General features: G+C 47.2%; 21 protein-coding genes and 2 tRNA genes. 7 read left to right on the forward strand and 16 right to left on the reverse strand.

The window, feature by feature from the left end; translation table 11 throughout:
• Position 1 precedes the first annotated feature (1 nt).
• Positions 2 to 472, forward strand: coding sequence for a hypothetical protein (locus tag BLU97_RS14465; RefSeq protein WP_074762179.1), 471 nt, complete (start codon positions 2 to 4; stop codon positions 470 to 472).
• On the opposite strand, the gene BLU97_RS14470 is transcribed toward BLU97_RS14465, so the two are convergent.
• From BLU97_RS14470 to rsfS, 3 genes are read right to left on the reverse strand one after another with little or no spacing between them, the layout of a single operon-like run.
• Complete coding sequence (locus BLU97_RS14470; protein WP_074762180.1) at positions 464 to 1,315, reverse strand: phosphatidate cytidylyltransferase; 852 nt, start codon at positions 1,313 to 1,315, stop codon at positions 464 to 466. The genes BLU97_RS14465 and BLU97_RS14470 overlap by 9 nt on opposite strands.
• Positions 1,308 to 3,380: an ATP-dependent zinc metalloprotease FtsH gene (ftsH, locus tag BLU97_RS14475; protein ID WP_074762181.1), complete on the reverse strand. Its 2,073-nt coding sequence runs from the start codon at positions 3,378 to 3,380 to the stop codon at positions 1,308 to 1,310. The genes BLU97_RS14470 and ftsH overlap by 8 nt, the downstream gene beginning before the upstream one ends.
• Positions 3,381 to 3,396: 16 nt before the next feature.
• On the reverse strand, positions 3,397 to 3,747 hold the full coding sequence (gene rsfS, locus BLU97_RS14480) for a ribosome silencing factor (protein ID WP_074762182.1): 351 nt from the start codon (positions 3,745 to 3,747) through the stop codon (positions 3,397 to 3,399).
• A 176-nt stretch (positions 3,748 to 3,923) separates the two neighbouring features.
• Between rsfS and BLU97_RS14485 the strand changes: the two genes are divergently transcribed.
• A tRNA-Gln gene (locus tag BLU97_RS14485) sits at positions 3,924 to 3,994 on the forward strand.
• A gap of 37 nt (positions 3,995 to 4,031) precedes the next feature.
• Here BLU97_RS14485 and BLU97_RS14490 read toward each other — a convergent pair.
• The gene (locus BLU97_RS14490) at positions 4,032 to 4,334 is read right to left on the reverse strand and encodes a TIGR04076 family protein (RefSeq protein ID WP_074762221.1); all 303 of its coding nucleotides are present in this window, start codon (positions 4,332 to 4,334) and stop codon (positions 4,032 to 4,034) included.
• Between the two features lie 109 nt (positions 4,335 to 4,443).
• Here BLU97_RS14490 and BLU97_RS14495 point away from each other — a divergent pair, with 109 nt between their 5' ends.
• From BLU97_RS14495 to aat, 3 genes are read left to right on the forward strand one after another with little or no spacing between them, the layout of a single operon-like run.
• Complete coding sequence (locus BLU97_RS14495) at positions 4,444 to 4,749, forward strand: ATP-dependent Clp protease adaptor ClpS (RefSeq protein ID WP_074762183.1); 306 nt, start codon at positions 4,444 to 4,446, stop codon at positions 4,747 to 4,749.
• A 2-nt stretch (positions 4,750 to 4,751) separates the two neighbouring features.
• On the forward strand, positions 4,752 to 6,965 hold the full coding sequence (gene clpA / locus BLU97_RS14500; protein ID WP_074762184.1) for an ATP-dependent Clp protease ATP-binding subunit ClpA: 2,214 nt from the start codon (positions 4,752 to 4,754) through the stop codon (positions 6,963 to 6,965).
• A complete protein-coding gene (gene aat, locus BLU97_RS14505) occupies positions 6,943 to 7,593 on the forward strand; it encodes a leucyl/phenylalanyl-tRNA--protein transferase (protein WP_074762185.1) in 651 nt (216 codons plus the stop codon). Before clpA ends, aat begins: the two co-directional genes overlap by 23 nt.
• Positions 7,594 to 8,089: 496 nt before the next feature.
• Here the strand turns inward: aat and BLU97_RS14510 are convergent, their stop codons facing one another.
• The 12 genes from BLU97_RS14510 to lptB form a co-directional block, all read right to left on the reverse strand.
• A complete protein-coding gene (locus BLU97_RS14510) occupies positions 8,090 to 9,478 on the reverse strand; it encodes an MATE family efflux transporter (RefSeq protein WP_074762186.1) in 1,389 nt (462 codons plus the stop codon).
• 67 nt (positions 9,479 to 9,545) lie between these two features.
• Positions 9,546 to 9,620, reverse strand: a tRNA-Val gene (locus BLU97_RS14515).
• Between the two features lie 95 nt (positions 9,621 to 9,715).
• Complete coding sequence (mutL, locus tag BLU97_RS14520; RefSeq protein ID WP_074762187.1) at positions 9,716 to 11,554, reverse strand: DNA mismatch repair endonuclease MutL; 1,839 nt, start codon at positions 11,552 to 11,554, stop codon at positions 9,716 to 9,718.
• A gap of 9 nt (positions 11,555 to 11,563) precedes the next feature.
• Positions 11,564 to 13,165 carry an OstA-like protein gene (locus tag BLU97_RS14525; protein WP_254771739.1) on the reverse strand — a complete coding sequence of 534 codons (1,602 nt, stop codon included), beginning with the start codon at positions 13,163 to 13,165 and terminating at the stop codon, positions 11,564 to 11,566.
• Positions 13,146 to 14,525 (reverse strand): peptidylprolyl isomerase, encoded by a 1,380-nt coding sequence (locus BLU97_RS14530; protein ID WP_074762189.1) that lies wholly within the window; start codon positions 14,523 to 14,525, stop codon positions 13,146 to 13,148. The genes BLU97_RS14525 and BLU97_RS14530 overlap by 20 nt, the downstream gene beginning before the upstream one ends.
• Positions 14,522 to 15,955, reverse strand: coding sequence for a peptidylprolyl isomerase (locus BLU97_RS14535; RefSeq protein ID WP_074762222.1), 1,434 nt, complete (start codon positions 15,953 to 15,955; stop codon positions 14,522 to 14,524). The genes BLU97_RS14530 and BLU97_RS14535 overlap by 4 nt, the downstream gene beginning before the upstream one ends.
• 2 nt (positions 15,956 to 15,957) lie before the next feature.
• Positions 15,958 to 17,439 carry an IMP dehydrogenase gene (guaB, locus tag BLU97_RS14540; protein ID WP_013064397.1) on the reverse strand — a complete coding sequence of 494 codons (1,482 nt, stop codon included), beginning with the start codon at positions 17,437 to 17,439 and terminating at the stop codon, positions 15,958 to 15,960.
• 38 nt (positions 17,440 to 17,477) lie between these two features.
• On the reverse strand, positions 17,478 to 19,658 hold the full coding sequence (gene recQ / locus BLU97_RS14545) for a DNA helicase RecQ (protein ID WP_074762190.1): 2,181 nt from the start codon (positions 19,656 to 19,658) through the stop codon (positions 17,478 to 17,480).
• Between the two features lie 13 nt (positions 19,659 to 19,671).
• A complete protein-coding gene (gene clpX / locus BLU97_RS14550; RefSeq protein WP_074762191.1) occupies positions 19,672 to 20,916 on the reverse strand; it encodes an ATP-dependent Clp protease ATP-binding subunit ClpX in 1,245 nt (414 codons plus the stop codon).
• Complete coding sequence (clpP, locus tag BLU97_RS14555) at positions 20,916 to 21,584, reverse strand: ATP-dependent Clp endopeptidase proteolytic subunit ClpP (RefSeq protein WP_028907289.1); 669 nt, start codon at positions 21,582 to 21,584, stop codon at positions 20,916 to 20,918. The genes clpX and clpP overlap by 1 nt, the downstream gene beginning before the upstream one ends.
• A gap of 130 nt (positions 21,585 to 21,714) precedes the next feature.
• Entirely contained in the window at positions 21,715 to 23,076 is a 1,362-nt protein-coding gene (gene tig, locus BLU97_RS14560; RefSeq protein WP_074762192.1) for a trigger factor, read from the reverse strand.
• Positions 23,077 to 23,165: 89 nt separating this feature from the next.
• Entirely contained in the window at positions 23,166 to 23,963 is a 798-nt protein-coding gene (gene lptB / locus BLU97_RS14565) for an LPS export ABC transporter ATP-binding protein (protein ID WP_013065316.1), read from the reverse strand.
• A 147-nt stretch (positions 23,964 to 24,110) separates the two neighbouring features.
• Between lptB and BLU97_RS14570 the strand changes: the two genes are divergently transcribed.
• Together BLU97_RS14570 and BLU97_RS14575 are read left to right on the forward strand one after the other, a co-directional pair.
• A complete protein-coding gene (locus BLU97_RS14570) occupies positions 24,111 to 24,857 on the forward strand; it encodes an MlaE family ABC transporter permease (protein WP_028907286.1) in 747 nt (248 codons plus the stop codon).
• Positions 24,854 to 25,627 (forward strand): ABC transporter ATP-binding protein, encoded by a 774-nt coding sequence (locus BLU97_RS14575; protein WP_033151029.1) that lies wholly within the window; start codon positions 24,854 to 24,856, stop codon positions 25,625 to 25,627. The genes BLU97_RS14570 and BLU97_RS14575 overlap by 4 nt, the downstream gene beginning before the upstream one ends.
• Positions 25,628 to 25,710: the final 83 nt, after the last annotated feature.

The raw sequence follows: 25,710 nt of genomic DNA on the forward strand, positions 1-25,710 counted from the left end.
TATGAAGAAATTATTTATTGCCGTAGTGGCTATTGCAGCACTCTGTGCTTGTGGAAATGGCGAGAAAAAGTATCTCGACTATCGTGGACTCTCAATGGGTATGCCCTTTAAAACCTTCTGCGACTCGCTCGCTGCTCGTGGTTTTGCTATCGATTCAGCCAAGACCGACTCTAATTTTGCCCGTGTATCGATGTATCACCCCAACCTTAACTACCGCCTGATGTTAGCTCAGCGTAACGATACGTTGGTTGCACTGCAGGAGAACTACACCATCTCTACCAACGATAGCACCCGAAAAATGTGGCAGCAGATGCATGATGCATTTGAGGAGCAACTGGATGCTTGGCCTAACATGCTGAAGGATGGAAAAGACCACCGTATCGCAAAATTCGAGGATAAAGGTGGTTTCATCACCCTTACCCTCGAAAATACATATAAGCCAACTTTAAGTGTACTTTATCAATCAAAGTAGCATAATGGTGTAGAGGTAAACTACTGCAGCTGGAATGGCCAGCAGCGACGAATCGAAACGATCCAGCATGCCACCATGTCCGGGCAGTATGTTACCGCTATCCTTAATGCCGATGGTGCGCTTAAACAAGCTCTCCACCAGATCGCCCCAGGTGCCGAAGACAACTACGGTAAGTCCCAATCCGGCCCACTCAACAGCGGTCAGTCCTAACTGGTTAAGCTGATACGCATCGGTAAGATACCATACCAGCACGGCTACGGCTATCACTAAGATGCCGCCACCGATACTGCCTTCCCAACTCTTTCCTGGCGAGATGCGAGGGAAGAGTTTATGTTTACCCAACAGCGATCCACAGAGGTAGGCTCCTGTATCGTTCATCCACAAGAACACGAAAACCGACAAGGGCAGCACGGCATCGTAAGCCACAAAGCCCTGAGGCGCAGCGTGGAATGCCAGCGTATTAAGCAGCGAGAACGGCAGGGCGATATACAACTGGGCCATCATGGTATAGGCCCAATCGTGTATGGGATCCTCGTTCTTCAGGTACAGTTCGGCCACCATCAGATAGATGATAGACACAAGGTAAGGGATGAACACTGCAGATGGGGTAAGCTCGCTGCAGAAACCTGCCATGGCAAAAAAGAGATATACACCTGCCACAGTAGATATCATGCGGTTAACCGTCACCTGCGCACGATCGTTAACCAATCCGGTAAACTCCCAAATGGTCAGTCCTGTAATCAGCGCAAACAGCAGCACCATTGCCTGCGGACGCAAAAAGCTGCACACCAGCACGGCAACAAACAGCACGCCAGTAATAGCTCTAACAATAAAATTACGCATCCTTATCCTCCTTTTCTTCGGGTTTACTCTCTAATGCTTTCTGCTCAGCAGCCATTGCTTCAGCTTCGAGCTCCTTGGCACGCTCTTCAGCCATACGCTCAGCATCGGCTTTCATCTGGGCTTCAAGCAACTCCTCTGCACGACTGGTCCAGGGACGCTTACCAAAGATCTTCTCTACATCCTCGGCAAAAATCACCTCACGATCTATCAGCAACTGAGCCAGCTGGGCATGTCCCTCCTTATGCTCGGTAAGTATCTGTTTGGCACGCTCATACTGCTCATTAATCATGCGCAACACCTCATCATCCATAATCTTAGCAGTAGTTTCCGAATATGGTTTTTGGAATTGGTACTCAGCATTGTTATAATAGCACACATTAGGCAGTTTTTCGCTCATACCAGCATAAGCAATCATGCCGTAAGCCTGCTTGGTGGTGCGCTCAAGGTCGTTCATGGCACCTGTCGAGATATGACCCACAAACAATTCTTCGGCTGCGCGACCACCCAGCAGCGAACACATCTCATCCAGCATCGCCTCCTTGGTTTGCAGCACGCGCTCCTCAGGCAGATACCAGGCAGCACCAAGGGCTTGGCCACGTGGCACGATAGACACCTTAACCAATGGGTTGGCAAACTCAGTAAACCATGAGATGGTGGCATGACCAGCCTCGTGAATAGCTATCGAGCGTTTCTCGGCCTGTGTCATCACCTTGGTCTTCTTTTCAAGTCCACCAATAATACGGTCAACAGCATCCAGGAAGTCCTGCTTCGTTACAGTCTGACTATTATGACGGGCCGCAATCAGTGCAGCCTCATTACAAACATTGGCAATATCAGCACCCGAGAAGCCTGGTGTTTGACGAGCCAGGAAGTCGATATCTACGCTTTCATCAATCTTCACAGGCTTCAGGTGTACCTTAAATACCTCCTTGCGCTCGTTCAGATCAGGCAAATCAACGTGTATCTGACGATCGAAACGTCCTGCACGCAGCAGAGCCGAATCAAGCATATCGGCACGGTTGGTAGCAGCCAGAATAATAACACCGCTATTTGTACCGAATCCGTCCATCTCAGTCAACAGGGCATTCAACGTATTCTCGCGCTCATCGTTACCGCCCATGGCAGGATTCTTTGAACGAGCACGTCCCACAGCATCAATCTCATCGATGAAGATAATACAAGGACTCTTTGTTTTGGCCTGCTGGAACAAATCGCGAACACGACTGGCACCAACACCTACAAACATCTCAACAAAGTCAGAACCACTCATTGAGAAGAAAGGCACACCAGCTTCACCTGCTACAGCCTTAGCCAATAGGGTTTTACCTGTTCCCGGAGGACCTACCAACAGAGCTCCCTTGGGTATCTTACCACCCAAGTCGGTATATTTCTGTGGATTCTTCAGGAAGTCAACAATCTCCTGTATCTCTTGTTTGGCACCAGCCTGTCCGGCCACATCCTTAAACGTGATGCCTAACTCACCACCCTTCTCATACATCTTAGCTTTGCTCTTACCTACGTTGAAGACACCGCCACCAACGCCACCGCCTCCGCCGCCCATGCGACGCATCAGGAATATCCACAATCCTACTATAAATAAAATAGGAATGAGGTTAGATAGAATCAGCGATAAGAACTCGTTATCACGTTTATTGTCGAAAGCCAGATCACCGGTGAACACCTTCTCATCCTTAGCCTTAGCTACAAACTGCTCAACCTGATCTACACTACCAAACTCAACTTCCAAATAAGGTTCAACACCCGTTTGCTGCGTGCCCTGATGGAACACATCACGAATATGTTCGGGCTTTACATACATACGTAGCATGCTCTGAGCCTTGTTCACCACAATCTTTTTGGCATAGCCACGCTCAACCATCGTTTTGAACTCGCTATACGATGCGGTTTTTGCTACGCTACTGTTTTCGGCACCACCACTGGTAAAGTAAAGCAGTCCTAAAGTCAGAATAGCGATGAAATATATCCAGTTCATGTTGAACTTGGGCATATTCATCTTAGGACCGTTGGCACCGTTATTTTTGCTTGGTTTTTGATTATTCTCCATATACCTATTATATATATTAGTCTAAATCTGGAATACGAGTTAGAGGTGCATCTTCCCACAGATGTTCCAAATCGTAGTACTCGCGCACATCGGGCAAGAAAATGTGTACCAACACGTCGGTATAGTCCATTGCCACCCACTGAGCGTTTTCAAGTCCTACTACGTGTGCAGGTTTCTCGCTTAACTTTTCGCGCACCACATCGCCCACCGACTCGGCAATAGCCTCGACCTGCGTGGGCGAGTTGCCAGTGCAGATAATGAAATACTGACAGATGGTTCCTTCTATTTTTGTCAGGTCGGCCACTACAATATCGCAGCCCTTCTTCTCCTGAATCGCGTCTTTAATTGTTTCTACAAGTTGTATCATTCAAAATTTGCTATTATTTGTGCACAAAGGTAGTGTAAATTGCCCAAAAAACAAAGAAAAAGTGAAAAATTTGCGGTTTTTTATAATTTTTCCCCAAAAAATTTTGGTAGTTCAAGAAAAAGTAGTACCTTTGCACCCGCAAAACAGAACAAGAGAGTTCTCAAGCAAAAACATTTTGGGGTATGGTGTAATGGTAACACTGCAGATTCTGGTCCTGCCTTTCCTGGTTCGAGTCCGGGTACCCCAACTAAAAAGGTCGCTAAGTTTTGAACTTAGCGATTTTTTTATTCTATCACCTCAATGTAAAAACTAAAGGGTCGAAAACCATCGTTACAGCTAATCATAGCGCTCATAGGATTCTGCATCCAACCATCAAAAAAGTCACCCTCACCTCGAGCCAGCTTCTCAACAAAACCACGCATCGATTCCCATGCAGATGGGCAAAGCCCTTCTGGGCACTGTCCGTTGATAGAAATCCACTGCTGTCCAACGATTATATCGCAGGCATGCTGTATAGGATTCTCGTATTGTGTCATCAGATCGTGATACACTGTTTGACGCATGGCTGTAATTCGTACTTTATTCATCATCACTAAACTTTACCAAGTGCAAAGATAAGCATTTTGCTACGTTTTTCTTGCTTAATTCAGCTAAAAAATGTATCTTTGCCACGATTTTTAAAACGAAAATCGAAATATGGCAAAAGAACAATCGGCAACAAGAGAACGGCAGCACACCAACCTGCGCGAGCCGCGACGATACAAAGTAACAATATACAACGACGATTTTACCACAATGGAATTTGTGGTGAAAATATTAACACAAGTGTTTTTTAAGAGTGAGACAGAGGCCGAGGCACTCATGCTGCAGGTACACCATAGCGACAAGGCTGTAGTGGGTATCTATAGCTACGACGTCGCCACATCAAAGGTGCGAAAAGCCACCAATATGGCCCGTGAAGAGGGATTTCCACTCCGTTTAACTGTTGAACCTGAGGAATAACTATGGCAGAGATAAAGCAAACCAAACGCGCCGCCAGGATGCTCAGCGACACCATGAAATGTTGCAAAGAGTACCGACATGAGTTTATCATGCCCGAGCACCTGCTGTTGGTAATGATAGACGATAATGAGTTCTACAACACACTCGACAGCTACTATTCGGCTAACCTGTTTCAGGAGCGAATAGAAGACAAGTTAGACGAGGTAGAGACCGTACCAGAAGACGTCGATTACGAACCCGAAGCCTCGACACAAATGGGACAACTGATAGAGTTTGCCTGCGCGCAGATCATCAATAGCAGCGCCACAGCACTCGATGCTCCTCACCTGGTGATGGGACTGCTGAATCTCCCCGAATCATGGGCATGTTACCTACAGAAAGATGCATTAGGTGACAATGAAAGCAACTTTATGAGCGACTTGATTAGTGCCTACGAGTTGGCCGACCAACTGGGCACAGGCAACCAGCAAAAGGGCCAAGAAGCTTGGCGCCGACTGGTTACCTGCATGAACACTCTGTACCAACAGCACAACCCGCTGATTGGTCGCGAGCAGGAGTTGCAGCGTACCATACAAGTACTTTGTCGACGTGACAAAAACAACCCGCTGCACGTGGGCGAACCTGGCGTTGGCAAAACAGCCTTAGTATGGGGGCTGGCACGCATGATTGAGGAGGACCAGAACCTACCTGAGCGTCTGAAAGGCAGCAAGATATACCAACTTGATCTGGGCACACTGCTGGCAGGTACCCAGTATCGCGGTGACTTTGAGAACCGCATTAAACAGATTATGGAGGGCATACAGGAGGAGAGCGACAAAAACATCATTTACATCGACGAGATACATACGCTGGTAGGCGCAGGTGCCACTGGCGAGGGTGCCATGGATGCTTCGAACATGCTGAAACCTTACTTAGAGGCCGGCGGCATCCGCTTCATCGGGTCGACGACCTATGAGGAGTACAACCGTCACTTTGCCCGTTCAAAAGGTCTGGTGCGCCGTTTCCAACAAATCGACATACCCGAGCCAACACCCGAAGAAACCAAGCACATTGTGCGCCAATTACGCTCGCAATACGAGAGTTTCCATCACGTCACATACGACGAGGCGGCACTCGACTTTGCCGTTGACGCCAGCTATAAATATGTAAACGATCGTTTTCTACCCGACAAAGCCATCGACTTGATAGACGAAGCAGGAGCTGCAGCAGAGATTAAAGATGGTGTACAACCTGCAAACGTTAGCAAAGTAGATATTGCTGATGTATTGGCAAAAACCTGCAAGGTAGACACAATGGCAATGAACAGCGATGACGATAACGCTCAACTGGAAACACTAGCCCCACGCTTGCTCCAGAAGATATACGGACAGGACGAAGCTATCCGACAGGTAGTAGAAGCGGTACAGATGTCGAAAGCCGGACTGCTTGATGACAACAAGCCGCTGGCATCACTATTGTTTGTCGGTCCCACAGGTGTGGGCAAAACCGAGGTGGCACGCGTGCTGGCCAAAGAGCTCGGCATAGCGTTGCTACGTTTCGACATGAGTGAATATACCGAGAAGCACACCGTGGCCAAACTGATAGGCTCGCCTGCAGGTTACGTTGGCTACGAGGATGGCGGCCTGCTTACCGATGCCATCCGCAAAACACCTAACTGCGTGTTACTACTCGACGAGATAGAAAAAGCGCATCAGGACATCTATAATATCCTACTGCAGGTAATGGACTATGCACGCTTAACCGACAACAAAGGACGCAAGGCCGACTTCCGCAACGTGATACTGATTATGACCTCGAACGCAGGTGCCCAATATGCCGCACAAGCCAACATAGGCTTTACAGGTAACACATCGCGCGGCGAGGCCATGTTGAAACAGGTAAAGAAAACATTTAAGCCCGAATTCATCAACCGTCTGTCGGGCACGGTAGTGTTCAACGATATGGATCACGAGATGGCCACACTCATCCTAAAGAAGAAGTTAAGCGAGTTGCAGAACAAACTGACCGCGAAACAAGTAGAGATGACACTGAGCGACGAGGCCTTTAAGCTGCTGCTTGACCAGGGTTACACCCACGAATACGGTGCCCGCGAAATGGACCGCGTCATAGCCCAGCGACTGAAGCCACTACTCATGCGCGAGATACTGTTTGGGAGCCTGAAACAAGGTGGACATATTATAATAAGTACGCGCGATGGCAGTTTATCAATTGGATAACGATCTGTGGTTTCCCGATCCACACCTTGGCGAAGAAGATGGATTAGTGGCTGTGGGCGGCGATCTATCTGTTGACAGACTACTGCTGGCCTACAGCAATGGTTTCTTCCCCTGGTTTGCCTACCGACACCAGCAGGAGCCGCTATGGTACTGTCCGCTGCAGCGCTTCGTTATCTTTCCCAACGAGATACACGTAAGCCACTCCATGCAACAAGTCATCAGGAAGGGCGAGCTACAAATAACCATCAATCAAGACTTTGAAGGGGCGATTCGTGGCTGCGCCACCGCCCAAAACCGCAACAACGACGAAGGAGCCTGGTTAGGCCCAGAAATGATTGAAGCGTATACTGAGATGCACCTACAGGGATTTGCTGCCAGTGTTGAAGTATGGCAGGGCGAGACACTGGTAGGCGGTCTTTACGGCATAAACCTGGGCACAGCCTTTTTTGGTGAGAGTATGTTCTCACTGGTACCCAATGCCTCAAAGCTAGCCCTGATACATCTGGCCCAAACCTTCGATAAATTGGGCGGCAAACTGATTGACTGTCAGTTTGAAACACCCCATCTAAAGCGCATGGGAGGCCGTTTTATACCCTACGAAACCTATATCAAGCTCCTAAAATCGTGAAAAAATGTAGCGCACTGTAAACAAGTGTAAAAAAGACCCGTTTTCGCACACAAAATGGTTGTGTTCGCACACAACAGCTTGATGTATATCAAAAGAAGTGCACTTTTTTGAGGAAAGTACATCATATTTCTTGTGTGGTTGCAAAAATCGTCGTACCTTTGCAACGTCAAAAGAAAACAAGAGTTCTTCAATAGAAGCATAGAAAACAATACAGAGGTATTAGTTAAGGTATATAAAGATTGATTGATTTAGGTTTTAGTTAGAGTTAATAGTTAGTTAGAATTTGGTTTTAGGTTTATTAGTTAAATTGGAGATAGGTATTTCTAAGGTGTTAGAAAAGATTTGTTAGTAAGGATAACAAAGACGCAGTGGTGACACTCCGTTTTTTCTCAGAAAAAGGTTTTTAGTTATTCATAGATTGTTGGTGCCACCCTCGAGTCGTTGATGACCCTTGAGCGGCTTTTTTTTGCTATCTACTAAAACAATTAATTATGAATTAAGCTTGCTTAAGTTTCAACTTATCAGCCCAACTTCCTTTGAACAAGCGCACAAGGAAGATAATACCACGGAAGGTAAGCTCAATGGCCATAGCCGTCCATACACCCTTTAAGCCCCATTTGGGCGCCAGTGTGGCAGCCAATGACAAACGAACAGCCCACATAGAGCCCAAACTCATAATAGCAGGAATGATCGTATCTCCTGCACCCACGAAAATACCGTTAACTACGATGGCAGCAGCAAACATCGGCTCAGCCCATGCTTCGATGCGTAGAACCTGAGCACCCAGAGCTATCACTTCCTCGACAGGCGACATGATAGCCATCAACTGTGGAGCAAAAGTCCACATTAACACACCCATCAACGTCATTACCATAATGCCTAAGCCAACCGACATATGGGCAAACGAGCGGGTTAGCTGTTTCTGCCCTGCACCTATACCCTGTCCCACCAACGTAGTGGCAGCCTCAGCAATACCAAAACCAGGCATATAGCATAAACTCTCTACCGTAATAGCCAACGAGTGGGCAGCAATAGCAATCGTACCCAATGGCGCCACAATCAACGTGCTCACCATCTGAGCCGATCCCATTAGCAGATGCTGCAAACCCATGGGGGCACCAATCCTAAAAGCAGTACCAATGGTATCAGCTTTTGGCTTGAATGAACCTGGGCGTCCTACCAACGAGAGCATTTTTGAGCGTACCAACAAGAAATAAAGCATCAGACTAGCAGTAACTAGCATAGCCATACCTGTTCCAATGGCAGCACCCATCACTCCCAGCTCCAAGATATAGATAAATAAGTAGTTAAACACCACATCCATTACACACATGCCGATATTCAACATCGAAGGAATCTTCATGTTACCGGAGCACTTGAGCATAGAACCTGCCAGTCCCTCCATCTGGAAAAAGATACCACTTGCTCCAAAAATACCGAAATACAACGAGGCATCACGAGCAATCTCGTCTGTTCCACCCATCCAAAAAGGCAGGAATGGACTGATAGCTACCGATGTAATGGAAATCAACAGTGCCCAAATCATACAGCACACTAAAGCCTGGCGCAAGACACGACGGGCCGCCTCAAAGTCGTTGGCACCAATAAAATGCGCCACCTGCACCGAGAATCCCATGTTAGCCGCCGAAGCCAAACCACCCAACAGCCAACCGGTTGTTTCCACCAGTCCGATTGAAGCCGATGCCTTGGCGCCCAAGTGGCCCACCATCGAGGCATCGATAAAAAACATAATAGTAGCAGAGATCTGCGCCAAGATCGAAGGAATACTCAAACTAACAATCAACCAAAGTTTTTCTCTTTGGCTCATCTCACGTCCTTCACGGATGTATGATAGTAATAGTTCGCTATTCTTAACCTTCTTCATGTGGCAGTTATGTCTGTTGTTAAATGAAAAAAGGATGTGACCAAAATCACATCCTAACTTGTTTTTGTGGGCGTTGACGGATTCGAACCGCCGACCCTCTGCTTGTAAGGCAGATGCTCTAAACCAGCTGAGCTAAACGCCCTCATTTCTTGTAAGCGGGTGCAAAGGTAAGAAGATTTTTTGAAACTACCGCATGTTTTACAAGAAAACTACCAGAATTTAACCTTCATTCACATTTTAACCCAATAAATGCTCAATATCACCCTGTGGAAGTATGCAAAGTATAGCTTTTCCGTCGGGTGTATAATTGACGTTCGAGCACGAGAAAAGATCGTTTATGATGCTCTCAATTTCGTCGTTACTCAGTATCTGACCATAAGGAATGGCTGCACTTTGGGCTAGGCGGAGTGCCAAAGCAGCATGAATGGCCTCTAACGAATCGGCAGCACCTGTTGATGACAGCATATCATGCAGCAGATTCTGAGGATTAACACCTTCGAGCCCAGCAGGAATACCATTCACGGCATAGGTATTACCACCCAAATCGCTCAGGTCGAAACCATAAGCGGTAAGTTCGGGCAACAGCTGCTGCATGGTAACACCTTCGGATGGCGAGAATGTAACCGTTTCAGGAAACAGCATTTTCTGGGTACTGATAACATGACCGTCGTGCTGACTCATGTAACGATCATAAAGCACACGGATGCTGGCACGATGCTGGTCGATAATCATCAGCCCCGATTTTACTGCCGTCATCAGATACTTGCCCTTATACTGGTAGTGAGCAGGCGACTTCTCTGAGAGAATCTCGGTAGCCGACTGTGGTGCTACAACGTTATCATCATCAAAGAATGATGGCTGCTGTACTGGCTCCTCACGGAACGAGCCCTGTTCTAATCCCTGATACAAACTCTCCCATTGATTGGGCACACTGTTGGAAGCGCCACCACTACTCTGCTTAAACGGATTGTAATCTGGATTATAGTTAACCTTGGGCGCAGCAAAACTATCTTGGTAAGTGTTGCTGTTATTATCAAACAAGGGAATGTCTGGCTGCCCCTGAGTATCGAAATCAATCGAAGGCACCTCGCAGTACTTGCCAATGCCATCACGAACAGCTGCCGACAGAATCTGCCAGATGGCCTGTTCATTCTCAAACTTAATCTCGGTCTTTGTGGGATGTATGTTCACATCTATCTCGCCCGGCTCTACTTCTATATATAAGAAATAAGGTATAGCCATACCTTCGGGCACCAAACGGTCGTAGGCTTTCATCACAGCCTTGTGAAAGTAAGGATGCTTCATATAGCGACCATTGACGAAGAAATAGTCGCACCCAGTTTTTTTGCGGGCAGCCTCAGGTTTACCAACAAAACCAGAAACCGTACACATGGCCGTATGCACCTCAACAGGAACTAAATCCTGATTATACTGCTTTCCAAACACATCAGCAATACGCTGACGTACAGAACCTGAACGCAAGTTCAACATCTCTACCCCATTATTGTGCAAGGTAAAATGAATGTCGGGATAAACGAGCACGATACGCTCGAAAGCGGTCAGTATATTATTCAGCTCGGTAGCATTTGTCTTCAGGAACTTGCGACGGGCAGGTACATTGAAGAACAGATTATCGACTTTAAAGTTACATCCCACCGGACAAGATACCGGTTCCTGTCGAGTTATCTTCGACCCAGCAATTGAAACCTTGGTACCTATCTCATCTTCCTGTCGACGTGTTTGCAGTTCAACCTGTGCCACGGCAGCAATCGAAGCCAAAGCTTCACCACGGAATCCCATGGTGTGCAGAGCAAAAAGATCGTCGGCCTGCGAAATCTTCGAGGTAGCATGACGCTCAAACGACAAGCGAGCATCAGTCTCGCTCATTCCCTTACCATCGTCGATAACCTGAATAGAGGTACGACCAGCATCAACCACTATCACATGGATGGTCTTGGCACCTGCATCAACAGAATTCTCAACCAGCTCCTTGATAACAGAAGCCGGACGTTGTATTACCTCACCAGCTGCAATCTGGTTAGCAACACTATCGGGAAGAAGATGTATTAAATCCATTTTTCAGTTTCAGTTTTCTACGCTTTTCTTTTCGCGCCAATTGAAAATGTCGTAGCGATTCATTGGGCGCACGTAGTTGTACCACGCAAAGCCTGGCAGATGCTTACGATCAATTGGAATCTGGTTTAGCGGATACATCGTACCACTGCTTTTGGGAGTCCAAACCTTTTGCAGTTTACGGTCCTTCAGGAACATACGCAGTTCTGATGTTTCCTGGTAGTTATAGATAATCGCTACACTATCGCCCTCCTCAAAATAATAGCCTATCAGTACATTACCCATAGCTTCGGCTTCGTGGATGGCGCCATCAATAAAGTAGGCAAACATCTCTTTCGACGACACCTGATTATAAAGTGTCGTATCGCTACGTAGCTGTTGTATCGAGAAACAGTTGTCGATAACATGAGCATGATCGATGAGCGAATCTTTCATGAACACCTCGATACGGTCGCCCACCAACTGCTGATTATTGTTCCACACGATAGGATCGTGATAGAGTGTCATACACGAATCAAGCGAGTTATAGATAAGTGAGTCGCAAACGGCCTGCACATCGTTTCGGAATGCACGCACATGATGGAAAGCAAAGATTTTGCGATATACCGAATCAGTTTCAATATTATAGGTTACCACCTTAAACGTATCGGCATGCATAAACAACGAGTCGCCCTGCGAGTAGTCAATGGCTACGGCACTATCCGTACACAGCGCAAAACCGGTATTCTCGTAGTACTCACCATAGTTACCCGTAAGTTTATTCTTGTTCACAGAATCCACATACACTACATTGCGGAAGGCCTGGCTAAAGCCCAGTTTGCTATCGTAGTACACACTATCTCCCACCATCATCTTACCCTGATTAGAGAGTACCGATCGGTTCATCAGACGGGCACGGTCGTTCTTGGTATCATAATAACCTTGCTCGGAATAGATATGACTCTCGCCCGAGGTGATATTAGATGGACCAACAATATGAGCCATCGACAAACGGGTATCGTAATAAAGCGTATCGGTAGTGAGGAAGAACTTGGGACTCTTCATCTTCACATCGTAGTTGAATACCGACATTTTGCTTTTGGTATTATATTCTCCCCAGTCGGACGTAAGCGTAGTCTTACCATCAATCATCTTTCCGCCCTCAAAGAAATAGGCGTTATCATACAACCGGTCGTAATCAAGACTATCGGTATAAAGGGTGGTCTTCTTGTGCTTCAACACCACATTATAGCGGGCACGAGCCATCTGCTCGTTACCATCGTAAAAAGCATAGTCGCTCAATAGCGAGAGCGTATCGCCCTGATACATCTTCACATGTCCGAACGCCTCGAACGAATTGCTGGCCTCATAGAAATAGGCGCTATCACAATACAATCGGGCACCCTGATGTGTAAAATGTACCTTACCATTCAGGATAGTAGCATCGGGATTCTTCAGTTGGTCGTAATGCAGTACATCGGCATGCACCAGATACACACGCGTATCCTTTGCCTTAGCTGTTCTACGCGCAGTCGGACGACGACGCTGCTGCTTTTGCTGGGCAAAGGCAGAAACGAAGCCAACCATCAGAACGATTGACAAGAATAGAGCAGCTCTACTTAATCCAACCTTCATATTCGAAATTGCAATCCTTATAATCGTCGTTCAGTCGGGTATAAGTGCTCTTAATCTTATCTACTACCCACTGATGGATACGGTCCTCACGACGCTTATTCAGTACCACGTCCTTCATAATCTGGAAGTCCTCGGTTACAGAAGCCTTATGACCATCGGTACGACTCTTCAGCTTAGCAATCACACACACGGTCTTTCCACGCTGGTTAATCATCTGGAAGGCATTCGATATCTCGCCCACCTTCAGTGTATCAACAGCCTTGGCTATCTCGGCTGGCAGGTCCTGCATACGGAACTTTGATGAGGTCTTACCTGTACGCATCTGATCGGTACTCAGCAGTCCCTTGGCATTACGCGTATCCTTATCGTCAGAAATCAGCGAGGCAGCATCCTCAAAGCTGAATTTCTCAGCACGCAGGTCGGCTGCGATAGAATCCAGACGCCCCAAAGCACGGTCAACAGCTTCCTGCGACACCACTGGCTTACGCAGGATATGACGTACGTTCACCTTATCACCACGCTTCTCAATCAGCTGAATGATATGGAAACCAAACTCCGACTCAACAATCTTCGACACCTTTTTGGGATCAGTAAGATTGAAAGCTACAGCAGCAAAGGCTGGATCGAGGGTACCACGCCCCATCAAACCGAGCTCACCACCACGACGAGCCGAACCAGGATCCTCAGAATATAACTGTGCTAAAGTCTGGAATCGGGTTTCACCCTTATTTACACGCTCTGTATAGTTACGCAGTTCATCCTTTACACGGTTCAGTTCTTCCTGCTCAATTTTTGGGGTAAGCTGCACAATCTGTACTTCAACCTCGGTAGGAACAAAAGGCAGACTATCCTGTGGTAGGGCACTGAAATAGCGACGAACCTCAGCAGGTGTGACGGCAATATCCTCAACAAGCTTCTGCTTCATTTTCTGAACCATCTGACGATCTTTCATCTCCTCGCGCAGGTCGGCACGAATCTGTGTCAGGTTCTGGTGCTTGTACTCCTCGAGGCGCTCACGCGATCCATCAACCATCTCGAGCCAGTAGCTAATCTGCTGCTCTACCTCCTGTGCCACATCGGCATCGGTCACCTCAATACTATCGATCTGAGCCTGGTGTTTGAATAGTTTCTGAACCGCAATCTGCTCAGGAATAGTGCAGTCGGGGTTACCACTCCATTTTACACCTTCCATAGCCGACTGCATACGCAGGGCTTCAACATCCGAACGGAGGATGGCTTCATCGCCAACTACCCATACCACTTCGTCAATGACGGTACCAATAGAATCCTTCTTCTGGGCTGTAGCTACTAAGGGCAAGGCCAGAAGCACCAGTGTCATTACTTTCTTTATAATACTCATAGATGTTTATTTACAGTTTTCAATATTTCTTGATTCACTTCTACATGATAACGATGACGTAAGGCATCAACCCACTCCTGCTCCAGGTAATCCTGCAGATCCTCAACCACTTGCTGACGCACATCCTGATAGTTATCCGGACGCTTCAGTTTCTTGCCATACACAGCGTCGATGGGATAATTAGCATCAGGTGTTGAACTGGTAGCCTGCTTAAACACCATCTTATCAATGGTAGGATTATCGCCAAGTTTAAACAGTCCTTTCTCCACACGGATGCGTATCACAGAATCGGGGTTAAAGGTAGTACGCAAAGCCTCTGCCCACTGATCGAAAGGCAGATTCTTTACACATTGCTTTACAGCCTTTACATCTTGCTTGGTTTTCACGTGGTAAGCAATACCGCGGTAACGGGGTTCCTTCCATGTGTATTTCTTTTTATGGGTGTCGAACCAAGCCTTCAGTGCAATTTCATCATTCTGGGCTTTGCTCCACACCTCACGGTTGCTGATTTCGTAAAGCAGCAAACCATCGTGATACTCTTTAAACAGATATTTCAGCTCGATATTGACAGCAGCTACCGAATCGGCTTTCTGCTGCATCACATCGTTGGCCTTCAGTTTTCCTGCCGACGCCGCCACACGGTTACGTAACTTCATATCTGCTATCTCGTTACGGATACCATGACGCTCAAGCGATGCAATGATGCCCTGTTTCAACGAGTCGAATGGTTCCAGTTGCTTACGTTCTTTCATTAAGATGATGTGGTAACCAACAGGACTCAGGAATGGCTGACTCAACTGACCTGGTGCCAGCGAATAAGCCACATCCTCGAACTCCTTCTGTGTTTGTGAAGGAGCAATCCAAGGCAGTTCGCCTCCACGGACAGCCGAACCAGTATCTTCAGAAACCTTCTTGGCCAATTCCGCGAAATCTGCTCCTGCTTGCAGTGCACGATAAACAGAATCGATACGCTGGTGTATCTTTTCCTGCTGCTGAACGGTAGCTTGTGTCGACAACTTTAACAGGATGTGCGCTGGGCGTACCAATCCTCTCGAGCCAATCATCGCCTGAGTGCGGTCGTACATCTGTCGGGCCTGATCAAGCACCTCGGCATCGGTCACCATCGTTGGACGAACCTGCTGGTCGCGATACATCTGGTATTCCTGACGGAACGACGACAGCGTATCAAGCTTAGCATCAAGGGCTGCAGCCACCTTCAGCTTATAATTTATAAATAAGGTGACATACTCATCCACCGACAGCTTGTCGATTACCCCTTCGCCATTGTTCTTATTGTACGAATACTCGAACTCCGAACGAGAAACAGGAACACCGGCCACGGTCATTACAACCGGGTCGGTAGTCTGTGCCATTGTTTGCTGCGAGGTTATCGCAGCAAACAATGAAAGGGCTATGGTGAGTTGTCTCATCATTAATCGTTTGGACGGCTGTAGTTAGGAGCCTCACTGGTGATAGTGATATCGTGTGGATGCGACTCATTTACACCGGCATTGGTAATGCGGGTAAACTTAGCATCGTGCAACTTCTCGATAGTCTGGGCACCGCAGTAACCCATACCTGAGCGCAAGCCACCAACCATCTGATAAATCACCTCCTGCACGGTTCCCTTGTAAGGAACACGACCAGCGATACCCTCTGGTACAAGTTTCTTCACATCCTTGGTGTCGGCCTGGAAATAACGGTCCTTTGAACCATGCTCCATTGCCTCGAGCGAACCCATACCGCGGTAGCTCTTGAACTTACGTCCGTTATAGATAATTGTATCGCCAGGGCTCTCCTCGGTACCAGCTACAAGCGAACCGATCATAACACTGCTACCACCGGCAGCAAGTGCCTTTACAATATCGCCAGAGTAGCGCAAACCGCCATCAGCAATCAGAGGAACGTTAGTTCCCTTCAGGGCGCTGTACACATCGTAAACTGCACTCAACTGAGGCACACCAACGCCGGCAACCACACGAGTGGTGCAGATTGAACCCGGACCAATACCGACCTTCACTGCATCGGCACCGTTGTCAACCAACATCTTTGCAGCAGCACCTGTAGCAATATTTCCTACCACGATATCGATATTGGGGAACGAAGCCTTAGCCTCGCGCAACTTCTCGATAACACTCTTTGAGTGACCGTGGGCTGTATCAATTACAATGGCATCAACACCTGCATTAACCAAAGCCTGCATACGGTCAAGGGTATCAACGGTTACACCTACACCGGCTGCAACACGCAAACGTCCCTTATCATCCTTACAAGCCATGGGCTTATCCTTTGCCTTGGTGATGTCCTTATAGGTAATCAGTCCTATCAATCGGTTATCCTTATCTACAACAGGCAGTTTCTCAATCTTGTTCTCCTGCAGAATCTGTGCTGCAGCAGTCAGATCGGTCTGCTGATGGGTGGTTACCAGATTCTCCTTCGACATGATTTCCTCTACGGGACGATCCAAGCGACGCTCAAAGCGCAGGTCGCGGTTGGTTACGATACCCACCAGGCGACGGTCATCGTCAACCACGGGGATACCACCGATATGATACTCCGACATGATCTCGAGGGCCTGAGCCACAGTGCTACCCAATGGAATAGTGATGGGGTCGTAGATCATACCATTCTCAGCACGCTTTACAATCGCTACCTCACGTGCCTGGTTGTCTATCGACATGTTCTTGTGAATCACTCCGATACCTCCCTCGCGGGCGATGGCAATAGCCATCTGGCTTTCGGTTACTGTGTCCATAGCTGCCGTTACAAAAGGAACGTTCAGCTCAATGTGCTTCGAAAAACGGGTTTTCAGCTCCACCGTTTTGGGCAGCACCTCCGAATAAGCGGGAATCAACAGGACGTCGTCGAATGTCAGACCGTCCATCACAATCTTGTCTGCAATAAATGATGCCATAATCTTTATCTCTTTTTAATTCTTCAAATCTTCAATTCTTAGTTCGCCATCTCCGAAATGAACTTAATGCGTACCAGTCGGATCTCGTCTTCCGAGTAGTCCTCGCCAAGCTCTTCCTCAGCCACACTCAACTTATCGGTTTCGCTCTCGGCAAAGTAGTCGTAGATATCATCTACGTGATCTTCATCCATTACCTCCTCAAGGAAGTAATCAATATCCAGTTTAGTACCGCTATAAACGATAGCCTCAACCTCGTCGAGCAGTTCCTCGAACTCAATACCCTGTGCTTCAGCGATATCGTCGAGTGCTATCTGACGGTCGATACTCTGGATAATCTTAACTTTCAGCATTGACTTTTTAGCAACGGTACGCACGCGCATGTCAACCTGACGTTCAATCTCATTCTCTTCGCAGTAGGCCTTAATCAGGTCTACAAACTCCTGAGCATAAGGCTGCTTAACCTTACCTTCACCCACACCCTGGATACACTTCAACTCCTCAAGGGTGATAGGATAGTCGGTTGCCATCTGGTCGATCGACACATCCTGGAAGATAACGTAAGGCGGACGACCTAACTGTCTCGAAACCTTCTTACGAAGATCAAGCAACATAGCAGTCAGCACGGGATCAAGAGCGCTTAAACCACCCTCCTGATCGGTCGACTCATAGTCGTCGTTAAACTCAGCATCCTTCACGATCATAAACGATTTGGGAGCCTTAATAAACTTCTTACCAGCGGCAGTCAGCTTCAGTAGTCCGTAGTTCTCCACCTCTTTACGCAGGTAGCCGGCTATCAGCGCCTGACGGATTACTGGGTTCCAAATCTTCTCATCGTCATCAGCTCCAGCACCAAACAGTTCCTGCTCGTCATGATGATGAGCTAAGATCTCTTCGGTAGGTTTGCCGATAATAAAGTCAATCACATAGTCCGAGCGGAAGTTTTCCTTGATAACCTGAATTGTCTTCAGTACAATAACCAACTGTTCCTGTGCCTCGATCTTGGTCTTGGGGTGCAGACAGTTATCGCAGTTACCACAGTTGTCCTTCTCATAGGTTTCACCAAAGTAGTGCAACAACATCTTACGACGACAAACCGACGTCTCAGCATAGGCAGCCGTCTCAACCAACAACTGACGACCAATATCCTGCTCGGCCACAGGTTTACCCTCCATAAACTTATCGAGCTTCTGCAAGTCCTTATATGAGTAGAAGGCCAAGCAGATACCCTCGCCACCGTCACGTCCGGCACGACCAGTTTCCTGATAATAGCCTTCCAACGACTTAGGTATGTCATAGTGAATCACAAAGCGTACATCGGGCTTATCGATTCCCATACCAAAGGCGATGGTAGCCACAATCACATCGATATTCTCCATCAGGAACTCATCCTGGGTATTCGAACGTGTATTCGAGTCAAGTCCAGCATGATAGGCAGCAGCCTTAATACCATTCACACGCAGGATCTCGGCCAACTCTTCTACCTTCTTTCTCGACAGGCAGTAGATAATGCCACTCTTTCCTGGGTGCTGCTTAATGAACTTGATGATATCCTTATCTACATTCGCAGTCTTTGGACGTACCTCGTAATAGAGATTCGGACGGTTGAACGAGCTTTTGAATTCAGCAGCATCGACAATACCAAGGTTTTTCTTGATATCAGTACGAACCTTATCGGTAGCAGTAGCCGTAAGCGCAATGATAGGTGCCTTACCTATTTCATTAACGATAGGACGGATTTTGCGATACTCAGGACGGAAATCGTGGCCCCATTCTGAAATACAGTGAGCCTCATCGATGGCATAGAAAGAGATCTTAACCGAACGTAGGAACTCTACGTTCTCCTCTTTTGTCAACGACTCTGGAGCAACATATAACAGTTTGGTTCTACCAGCCATCACATCCGATTTCACCTGATCGATTGCCGCTTTGTTCAGCGACGAGTTCAAGTAGTGGGCAGTGCCCTCGGTTTCGCTCATGCTGGTAATCACATCCACCTGATTCTTCATCAGCGCAATCAGCGGCGAAATCACAATGGCTGTACCCTCCATCAGTAGCGAGGGCAACTGGTAGCACAATGATTTTCCACCGCCCGTTGGCATCAGCACAAAGGTATCGTTACCATCCATTAGGTTCTGGATAATACGCTCCTGATCGCCTTTGAATGTGTCGAATCCAAAGTACTTCTTCAGGGCTGCTGTGAGATTCATCTTTTCGCTCATATATTATAGTTAGTTAGGCTTCCAACTTCTGGAGGTATGATTTATCAAGCTGCTTACTTACGTAATCAGCCGTCACATTGAATTTCTTAGTTTTCTTCGAGGGCAGGTCGTACATAGCGTCCATCATCACACTCTCAACAATAGAACGCAGTCCGCGAGCACCAAGTTTGTACTCTACAGCCTTGTCAACCAGTGTGTCGAGTGCCTCCTGATCGAAGGTCAACGCAACACCATCCATCTCAAACAATTTCTTATACTGACGGATGATAGAATTCTTTGGCTCAGTCAGGATTCTTTCCAATGCCTTACGATCCAACGGATTCAGATGTGTGAGCACTGGCAAACGACCGATAATCTCAGGAATAAGTCCGAACGACTTCAGATCCTGGGGAACGATATACTTCATCAAATCGTTCTTATCAATCTTTCTGACGTTGGTTACTGAGTTATAGCCTACCACATGGGTGTTCATACGCTGCGCAATTTTACGCTCAATACCATCAAAGGCGCCACCGCATATAAACAGGATATTACGGGTATCCACATGGATGTAATCCTGATCAGGGTGCTTACGGCCACCCTTAGGTGGTACATTTACCATGGTACCCTCTAATAATTTCAACAATCCCTGCTGTACACCTTCACCACTAACATCACGGGTGATAGAAGGGTTGTCACTTTTGCGAGCAATCTTATCGATCTCGTCGATAAACACGATACCGCGCTGAGCAGCCTCAACATTATAATCGGCCACCTGCAACAATCGTGACAATATGCTTTCTACGTCCTCACCTACGTAACCAGCCTCGGTAAACACCGTAGCATCCACAATGGTAAAGGGCACATCAAGCAGTTTAGCTATGGTACGAGCCAGTAGGGTTTTACCTGTACCGGTACTTCCTACCATAATAATATTACTCTTCTCGATCTCTACGCCATCATCATCAACGGGCTGCTGCAAACGTTTGTAGTGGTTGTAAACAGCCACAGCCAAGTAGCGCTTGGCATCGTCCTGACCAATAACATACTGGTCGAGATACTCCTTGATTTCCTTGGGTTTGGGTACTTTCAGGGCTTCGGGCTTCTTGGCAGCTTTTTCTTTCTGCTTGGCAACAGGAGCCTCTCGCAGGTTATCACTTACAATCTGATAAGCCTGCTCCACACAGTTCTCGCAAATCTGACCATTCAGGCCCGAGATCAACAGCTTTACCTCGTTTTCGCCTCTACCGCAGAAACTACATACTTTCTTCATCGGCATTATTTCTTCCGTGTCAGCACCTCGTCAATCATTCCGTAAGCCTTTGCTTCCTCAGCCGTCATCCAATAGTTACGGTCAGAGTCGGCATAAACCTTATCGTATGGTGTATGCGAATGTTCCGAGATAATGGTGTATAACTCTTTCTTGAACTTTAAAATCTCCTTGGCCTCGATCTCAATATCCGAAGCCTGCCCCTGCACACCACCCAGAGGCTGGTGAATCATCACACGACTGTGGGGCAGAGCCGAACGCTTTCCCTCGGCACCAGCCACAAGCAGCACGGCACCCATAGATGCAGCCATACCTGTACAGATGGTCGCCACGTCGCTAGTGATAAACTGCATAGTATCATAGATACCCAAACCGGCAGTAACACTACCACCAGGTGAGTTGATATAAATAGAGATATCCTTACCAGGGTCGGTTGAATCCAGGAACAGCAGCTGTGCCTGCAATGTGTTGGCGGTATAATCGTCTATCTGAGTACCAAGGAAAATGATACGGTCCATCATCAGGCGTGAGAACACATCCATCTGAGTCACGTTCAACTGACGCTCCTCTAGGATATAGGGATTCAAGTACTGGTTCTGGGCCTTGATTACATCATCGACCACCAGACCGTTCATTCCTAAATGCTGTACAGCATACTTTCTGAAATCATTATTCATACTATCAATTCCTTTCTTTTAAATATAGAGAAAAGGTTATCGACCTTCCTCATCTTGCGTTTGGGACACAAAGATAATACAAAAAGTCGATAACCCTCGTATTTTAGGGGTTATTTTTTCCTAAAAAAGCTTATTTTTCTGTCATAAGCTTATTAAACTCCTCAAATGTGACCTCTTTTGCATTCAGCTTAACCACATTTTTGAGGGCTTCAGTAAGCTTAACGTCAACAGCACGATCAACGAAGTTGTCGATATTCTCGCGCTTCTTGAGCTGCTCGTTGGCATAGTTCTCCAGAACATCATCGGGCACATTGCTCATACCGTACTGAGCAAACTGAGCACGCATAGCCTCCTTGGCTACGTTCTTAATGTCAGCCTCCTCAACCTTGATATTCTGAGCGGCAACCAGCTGCTCCTTAATCAGGTGCCAAGCCAGCTCCTTGATGCTACCCTCGAAGTTCTTCTCTACGAAGTCAGCACCCTTATCCTGGTTGTTCTGCAACATAACACGCTTCAGCAGAGCCTCTGGGAACTCCAGCTTACCAACCTTCTTCTCCATGTGCTTACGAACATCGAGCATGAACTTATAATCGCTATTCTGCTGCAACTGTGGAGCAATGCTCTCAGCAATCTTAGCACGGAAAGCCTTCTCGTCCTTAACCTCACCCTCACCGAACACACGGTCGAAGAGCTTCTGGTCAACCTCAGCAGGCTGGAAGTGACGAATCTCAGTAATCTGGAAGCTGAAGTCAGCATTCAGGTCCTTTACCTCCTCCTTCTTAACCTTCAGCAGGGCAGCAACCTCAGCATCGTTATCGGGGTAAGCTTTCTTGGGGTTGAAAGTAATGATGTCGCCAGCCTTAGCACCGTCGAACAGCTTCTTCTGGTCGTCGGCCTTGATGTAAGCAGGCATAACCATAGCAGCCTCGGTAGTGATACCACCTTCCTTGGTGTTACCATTCTCGTCAAGCTCGCGCATGTCACCAGTCAGTGTGTCGTTACCGCTGAACACCTCAGCCTTTACGAACTCACCAGCCTGCGATGCATACATCTGTACCTGATCGTCGAGCATCTTATCATCAACCTTGATGGTGTAATAGTCAATCTTATCTCTGCCAGTCAACTCAGCCTTGAACTCGGGAGCAACGGCAATATCGAACACGAATGTCAGATCATCGGCGTTCTCAAAGTCCTGGGGCACCTGCTTCTCCTGATTTGGAAGGGGCTCACCCAGCATCTGGATTTTGTTCTCACGAACATACTCATACAGCTTCTCGCCCAGCAACTTGTTAACCTCGTCAACCTTCACTGCTGTGCCATACTGCTTCTTAATCATTCCCATGGGAACCATACCTGGACGGAATCCAGGAACCTGTACCTTCTTACGATAATTCTTCAGCTGCTTCTCTACTGCATCCTGATAATCTGCCTTCTCAACGGTCATAGTCAACAGACCATTGATCTTGTCGGCGCACTCAAACGAAATTTTCATCTTCTTATGTACTTATTTATAATATATATTCAAATATTGGGGTGCAAAAGTACAAAAAAACGGCGTAACCAACACCGATTTTTCAATTTTTAACTTTTCTCTGCCTGCTCCTTGGCATTACGTTCCATCTCTATCTGTTGGAAATTCTTCTTTCTCAATTCGAACGATTCCGTCAGATATTTTTCTCGCACTATCTGGTTGGCCGCCAGTTCTTCTGGCGTTCCTTGGAACAATATCCTACCCTCAAACAACAGATAAGCACGATCAGTAATTGCCAGCGTCTCATCCACATTATGGTCGGTAATCAGAATACCGATGTTCAGATATTTCAGCTTATATACAATCTGCTGGATATCCTCCACAGCGATAGGGTCGACACCAGCAAAAGGCTCGTCAAGCATGATAAACTTAGGTTCGATAGCCAGACAGCGGGCAATCTCAGTACGTCGACGCTCACCTCCCGACAATCGGTCACCTAAATTCTTACGAACCTTTTCCAGTCGGAACTCCCTAATCAGCTCCTCCAGTTTATTCAACTGATAGTCGCGAGGTTTGCCAGTCATTTCCAGCACCGAGAGGATATTATCCTCTACAGTCATCTTACGGAACACGCTGGCCTCCTGAGCCAGATAGCCAATACCGGCACGGGCACGTTTGTAAACAGGGAATTTGGTAACATCCTCCTCACCCAGATAGATATGGCCACCATTAGGAACGATCAGTCCAGTGGTCATATAGAACGAGGTTGTCTTACCAGCACCGTTAGGCCCCAGCAGTCCCACAATCTCACCCTGCTTCACATCGAAGCTCACATCGTTAACCACCGTGCGCTTACCGTAGCGTTTCACGAGGCCTTCTGTTCGTAGTACAATACGCTCTTCTTCCATAATCGGCTGCAAAGGTACAAAAAATAAGGCACGGATTACACGGATTACACGGATTTTTTCAAATTTTTATTATTAATCTGTGTTAATCCGTGTAATCCGTGCAAAAAAAATAACTACCTTTGCACCCGAATAATTAGTTTGTTTGCAATGTTATTACATAAATGGCTGACCACCTTTGGTCGATATTTGATGCTGATGGGTCGTGTTTTCTCACGCCCTGAGCGTATGAGAATGTTCTTGAAACAGTATATTACCGAGATGACCCAGTTAGGCATCAATTCTATCGGCATCGTACTCATCATCTCATTTTTCATCGGAGCTGTTATCTGTATTCAGATGAAATTGAATATTCAGAGTCCCTGGATGCCACGCTGGGTTGCCGGCTACACTACCCGCGAGATTCTGCTTTTGGAGTTCTCAAGTTCTATCATGTGTTTGATCCTGGCGGGAAAAGTGGGTTCTAACATCGCCTCCGAGCTAGGCACAATGCGTGTTACCCAGCAAATCGACGCACTCGAGATTATGGGTATCAACTCTGCCTGTTACCTCATCCTGCCCAAAATTATCGGTCTGCTCACCATCATGCCATTCCTGGTCATCTTCTCATCGGCCACGGGCATCATTGGTGCATACGGCACGGCCTATTTAGGGCATATCATCGCCCCCGACGACCTGACGGCTGGACTGCAACATGCATTTATCCCTTGGTTCGTATGGATGAGTATCATCAAAAGTCAGTTTTTCGCATTTATCATCTCCAGTGTGCCAGCCTTCTGCGGCTACACGGTCGAGGGTGGTAGCGTAAACGTAGGTAAGGCATCAACCGATGCCGTTGTCACCTCAAGCGTACTCATTCTGTTTTCAGATGTTTTCTTAACCCAGTTACTGTCATGATCGAAGTTAAGCATTTATATAAGAGTTTTGAGGACAGAGAAGTCCTGAAAGATATCAATACCGTATTCGAGGACGGCAAGACCAACCTCATTATCGGACAGAGCGGTTCCGGCAAGACAGTACTAATGAAAAATCTTGTCGGGCTTTTCGAGCCAACCCGCGGCGAGATTCTGTACGATGGTCGTAACTTTGTGAGTATGAGCAAGCACGAGAAAGTGATGATGCGCCGCGAGATGGGCATGATTTTCCAAAGCGCAGCCCTCTTCGACTCAATGACGGTTCTCGAGAACGTCATGTTCCCGCTCGACATGTTCTCATCGATGACTTTACGCGAACGTATCCGCCGTGCCCAGGACTGTCTGGACCGCGTAAACCTGACGGGTGCCGACGAGAAATTCCCAGGCGAGATATCAGGTGGCATGCAAAAGCGCGTAGCCATCGCTCGTGCCATCGCCCTCAATCCCAAATATCTGTTTTGCGACGAGCCAAACTCTGGTCTCGACCCCAAAACATCGCTTGTTATCGATGAACTGTTACACTCCATCACTCAGGAATACAACATGACCACCATCATAAACACCCACGACATGAACTCGGTCATGGGCATCGGCGAAAATATCATTTTTATTTACGAAGGAAATAAGGAATGGCAAGGTGTAAGCAGTCAGGTTATGGGTGCCGAAAATCCCCGATTAACCGACTTTATCTTCGCCAGCGATCTGCTCAAAAATATGCGACGAATCGTTATCGACAACGGACTCTCATTATAATGATTTCAAGAAAAAATACCTTATTATTAAATAAATTTTTCTTAAAAGTTTGTTCGATTCAGATTTTTTACTTACTTTTGCAG

This window comes from Xylanibacter ruminicola (genome assembly GCF_900107775.1).
GTDB classification, from domain to species: Bacteria; Bacteroidota; Bacteroidia; order Bacteroidales; family Bacteroidaceae; genus Prevotella; species Prevotella ruminicola_C.

Bases quoted from the DNA above. Each gene is read 5' to 3' on its own strand.
- tig (WP_074762192.1), bottom strand. From the start codon at position 23,076: ATGAAAATTTCGTTTGAGTGCGCCGACAAGATCAATGGTCTGTTGACT.
- BLU97_RS14510 (WP_074762186.1), bottom strand. From the start codon at position 9,478: ATGAAGAAGGTTAAGAATAGCGAACTATTACTATCATACATCCGTGAA.
- BLU97_RS14495 (WP_074762183.1), top strand. From the start codon at position 4,444: ATGGCAAAAGAACAATCGGCAACAAGAGAACGGCAGCACACCAACCTG.
- BLU97_RS14470 (WP_074762180.1), bottom strand. From the start codon at position 1,315: ATGCGTAATTTTATTGTTAGAGCTATTACTGGCGTGCTGTTTGTTGCC.
- clpX (WP_074762191.1), bottom strand. From the start codon at position 20,916: ATGCCGATGAAGAAAGTATGTAGTTTCTGCGGTAGAGGCGAAAACGAG.
- guaB (WP_013064397.1), bottom strand. From the start codon at position 17,439: ATGGCATCATTTATTGCAGACAAGATTGTGATGGACGGTCTGACATTC.
- BLU97_RS14570 (WP_028907286.1), top strand. From the start codon at position 24,111: ATGTTATTACATAAATGGCTGACCACCTTTGGTCGATATTTGATGCTG.
- clpA (WP_074762184.1), top strand. From the start codon at position 4,752: ATGGCAGAGATAAAGCAAACCAAACGCGCCGCCAGGATGCTCAGCGAC.
- clpP (WP_028907289.1), bottom strand. From the start codon at position 21,584: ATGAATAATGATTTCAGAAAGTATGCTGTACAGCATTTAGGAATGAAC.
- aat (WP_074762185.1), top strand. From the start codon at position 6,943: ATGGCAGTTTATCAATTGGATAACGATCTGTGGTTTCCCGATCCACAC.
- BLU97_RS14535 (WP_074762222.1), bottom strand. From the start codon at position 15,955: ATGAGACAACTCACCATAGCCCTTTCATTGTTTGCTGCGATAACCTCG.
- BLU97_RS14575 (WP_033151029.1), top strand. From the start codon at position 24,854: ATGATCGAAGTTAAGCATTTATATAAGAGTTTTGAGGACAGAGAAGTC.
- lptB (WP_013065316.1), bottom strand. From the start codon at position 23,963: ATGGAAGAAGAGCGTATTGTACTACGAACAGAAGGCCTCGTGAAACGC.
- mutL (WP_074762187.1), bottom strand. From the start codon at position 11,554: ATGGATTTAATACATCTTCTTCCCGATAGTGTTGCTAACCAGATTGCA.
- ftsH (WP_074762181.1), bottom strand. From the start codon at position 3,380: ATGGAGAATAATCAAAAACCAAGCAAAAATAACGGTGCCAACGGTCCT.
- rsfS (WP_074762182.1), bottom strand. From the start codon at position 3,747: ATGATACAACTTGTAGAAACAATTAAAGACGCGATTCAGGAGAAGAAG.
- BLU97_RS14490 (WP_074762221.1), bottom strand. From the start codon at position 4,334: ATGAATAAAGTACGAATTACAGCCATGCGTCAAACAGTGTATCACGAT.
- recQ (WP_074762190.1), bottom strand. From the start codon at position 19,658: ATGAGCGAAAAGATGAATCTCACAGCAGCCCTGAAGAAGTACTTTGGA.
- BLU97_RS14530 (WP_074762189.1), bottom strand. From the start codon at position 14,525: ATGAGTATTATAAAGAAAGTAATGACACTGGTGCTTCTGGCCTTGCCC.
- BLU97_RS14465 (WP_074762179.1), top strand. From the start codon at position 2: ATGAAGAAATTATTTATTGCCGTAGTGGCTATTGCAGCACTCTGTGCT.
- BLU97_RS14525 (WP_254771739.1), bottom strand. From the start codon at position 13,165: ATGAAGGTTGGATTAAGTAGAGCTGCTCTATTCTTGTCAATCGTTCTG.